Origin of the sequence: Flavobacterium sp. (genome assembly GCF_044368625.1) — a bacterium.
Lineage (GTDB): Bacteria > Bacteroidota > Bacteroidia > Flavobacteriales > Flavobacteriaceae > Flavobacterium.
This window is the reverse complement of the sequence record NZ_JBIPPD010000318.1, coordinates 1-2,708: the sequence shown is the minus strand read 5'-3', so window position 1 is coordinate 2,708 and position 2,708 is coordinate 1. Positions and strand designations below refer to the sequence as shown.

The 2,708-nt window shown below is 29.2% G+C and carries 2 protein-coding genes; one reads left to right on the top strand and one right to left on the bottom strand.

Going from position 1 to position 2,708, the window contains the following annotated elements; all coding sequences use genetic code 11:
• Nucleotides 1-1,449, top strand: a 1,449-nt coding sequence (locus ACIQ2X_RS15560; protein ID WP_396179886.1) for a DUF4041 domain-containing protein, incomplete at its 5' end; no start/stop codon positions are given.
• Between the two features lie 462 nt (nucleotides 1,450-1,911).
• On the opposite strand, the gene ACIQ2X_RS15555 is transcribed toward ACIQ2X_RS15560, so the two are convergent.
• Nucleotides 1,912-2,481, bottom strand: a complete 570-nt coding sequence (locus tag ACIQ2X_RS15555; RefSeq protein ID WP_396179885.1) for a hypothetical protein — start codon at nucleotides 2,479-2,481, stop codon at nucleotides 1,912-1,914.
• Between the last annotated feature and the right edge of the window lie 227 nt (nucleotides 2,482-2,708).

Here is a 2,708-nt window from a genome sequence, read left to right as displayed (position 1 = left end):
GAATTAGAATTACTAATTCAAAACAAAACCAATGAAATTTCAGACAAAGAAAAAGAGCTTAATAAAGTTATTTCAGACAAAGAAATTGAATTAAATTCAACTATTGAAAATAAAAAAAATGAATTAGAATTACTAATTCAAAACAAAACCAATGAAATTTCAGAAAAAGAAAAAGAGCTTAATAAAGTTATTTCAGACAAAGAAATTGAATTAAATTCAACTATTGATAACAAAAAACAATCAATAAATTATATACAAAAAGATTTTGACGAATTAAAACTAAATTATCAAACTTCGCTCGAAACTTATACTCGACTTCGAAAAGATGTCAGTTTATATGAATCAAAATTAGATTTAATAGAATTTGGTATTTATGAACCTGTTTACGATTTTGAGAAATCAGAAGATTATCGAGCTGAACAAAATAGAATTATTGAAAAGCAAAAATCAATGATTCAATTAGAAACTGCCGCAACTTGCAACACAAATTGGACAATCGATGGAAGTCTTGCAAAAGGTAAAGCTTCGACAAAAAAGTTCATTAAATTAATTCTTCGTGCTTTTAATGGTGAATGTAATGCTCAAATTGGAAAAGTGAAATGGAATAACGTCAATCAAATGAAAGAACGTATTCATAAATCTTATGAAACTTTAAATAAACTTGGAGAAGGAAGTGCGGTTGTAATATCGTATGAATATCTTGAATTAAAAATAAAAGAAATCACTCTTGAATATGAGTTCCAAGTAAAACGCCAAGAAGAGAAAGAAGAAATGCGAGCTATTCAAGAAGAATTGCGAGAAGAAGAAAAAGCAAGACGCGAATTTGAGCAAGCTCAAAAACAAGCGGAAAAAGAAGAGGAAACTTATCAAAAAGCTTTGCTCAAAGCAAGAAAAGAAGTTGAAAAAGCGACAGGCGAATTACAAGAAGAACTTAATTCTAAAATTCTAATTCTTGAACAAGAATTATTATTAGCACAAGAAAAGAAAGAACGTGCAATGTCAATGGCTCAACAAACAAAACGTGGACACGTTTATATAATTTCTAATATTGGTTCGTTTGGTGAAAACGTATACAAAATAGGTATGACAAGAAGACTTGAACCAATTGATAGGGTTAAAGAACTTGGAGATGCTTCTGTTCCATTTCAATTTGATGTTCACGCTATGATTTATTCAGACGAAGCGAGAACTTTAGAAAATGAACTTCATAAAGCATTTTCGAATAAAAAAGTAAATATGTTAAACTACAGAAAAGAATTTTTCAATGTTAGTTTAGAAGAAATTGAGAAAAAAATAGACGAATTAGGATTTGAAGCTGAATTTACAATTTTACCAGAAGCAATGCAATATAGAGAAACATTAGCTTTATTAGAAAAAATGAATTCTACAGAAGAAATTAAAACAATTGAAGACCTTATAGCCGAAGAATATCCAACTAGCTTAAATTAAGCACTGCCTACAACAGGCGTTTGGCAAGATTGGGGTTTTAGGCTTAATTTAAAGTTGGTTTTGTACTTGCAAAGTTCAGTCTTTAACCGAAAATTAAGGCTTCCCAAATCCCCAACCTCGCCAAGCGCCGAGACGTTAACCGCAACTACCTAAAAAAATGACGCTTAAACATATTTAAAGCAAAAAATGAATCTAAGTATATATTAATTAATCACCTAAAATAAAAAAACCTCATATTTCTATGAGGCTCCTTATTATTGAGACTGACCAGATTTAAACCCTACCTTCTTCAGGCTGTCCAGATTTTAACCCTATCTCTTTATATATAACGTCCCGAAGGGTTGTTATCGTATTTAATTATACAAATGTACATACAAGAGTATAATCATCTACCATTTTATCTATATTATTATCTTATAGTATTGCATATCTAAATAAGTTTTATCTATCTATATAAGTTTCTTACTCTTCTGCATTATAACTATCAACTTCAACTACTTTAAAATTAACATATCTATAAAGAGTAGAATCATCACCATCAAACTCTATCGCATATTGATTATCACCTAAATAAAAATCATCTTTACTCATTGCTGTTACAATAGTTGCTTCAACTTTGTTTAAACTAATAAAGTGATATTCAACTACTACGTTTAATGTCGCTTTATCATTAAATGCTTGTCTTAATACAACTCTTAAAGTTCTATTTCTTTCTTTAGGTGGCGGATGATTAACAAATAATAAATCTTTATGTTTTAAAGAATAGTATAATAGATATTTATATGACTTAATAACTAATGGTTCAACAAATTCAAATTCTATACCTACTCTTTCACCATCATCATCACCTTGGTGCAATCTATCCCAATAATGTTTATCATACCAAAATTCTATCTGAAACGTCTCTGCAAACGTGGTATGGTGTCTTACATTATTGGAAGAGCAATTCTCGTGCCAAGAATCCGCATCAACTATTACTTCTCCTTGAGGTACAGGATTAAAGATTCTTTTTCTTCTTTCTCTTCTATTCATTAGTATTGGCTTTTAATAGATTGCAAATATAGACAACTAAACAATCTTCTTCATAATAGATTAAAACAATCTTCAAATAAAATTGAACAAAAATTAAATAAGTAGCAGCGGTTAACAGCAGTAGCTGTTGCACAACACTTCAAAAAAACAAACTTTTCAAAATAATCATAAAAACCAACCTCTTTAGAAGTGATTTTAAAGAGGTTGTTTTTTTAGTTGTAACTTAA

Bases quoted from the DNA above. Each gene is read 5' to 3' on its own strand.
- ACIQ2X_RS15555 (WP_396179885.1), bottom strand. From the start codon at position 2,481: ATGAATAGAAGAGAAAGAAGAAAAAGAATCTTTAATCCTGTACCTCAA.